The sequence below is a fragment of the Pseudoalteromonas luteoviolacea NCIMB 1944 genome, assembly GCF_001625565.1.
GTDB classification, from domain to species: Bacteria; Pseudomonadota; Gammaproteobacteria; order Enterobacterales; family Alteromonadaceae; genus Pseudoalteromonas; species Pseudoalteromonas luteoviolacea_F.
The window spans coordinates 1-267 of the sequence record NZ_AUXS01000010.1 but is presented as its reverse complement, the minus strand read 5'-3'; the positions used below and the strand labels follow the sequence as shown (position 1 = coordinate 267).

3 tRNA genes are annotated in these 267 nt (G+C 50.6%); all 3 read left to right on the top strand.

The annotated features are described in order from the left end of the window. Positions 1-8: 8 nt before the first annotated feature. Positions 9-84: transfer RNA gene (locus N483_RS00470), tRNA-Val, on the top strand. A gap of 16 nt (positions 85-100) precedes the next feature. Continuing rightward, a tRNA-Val gene (locus tag N483_RS00465) sits at positions 101-176 on the top strand. A gap of 15 nt (positions 177-191) precedes the next feature. Beyond that, positions 192-267, top strand: a tRNA-Val gene (locus tag N483_RS00460).

Below are 267 nucleotides of genomic sequence, written 5' to 3'. Positions count from 1 at the left end.
TCTATATTGGGTTGTTAGCTCAGTTGGGAGAGCATCGCCCTTACAAGGCGAGGGTCACTGGTTCAAGTCCAGTACAACCCACCAATATAGACTGTAATTTGGGTGATTAGCTCAGTTGGGAGAGCATCGCCCTTACAAGGCGAGGGTCACTGGTTCAAGTCCAGTATCACCCACCAAATTACACATATCCCGGGTTGTTAGCTCAGTTGGGAGAGCATCGCCCTTACAAGGCGAGGGTCACTGGTTCAAGTCCAGTACAACCCACCA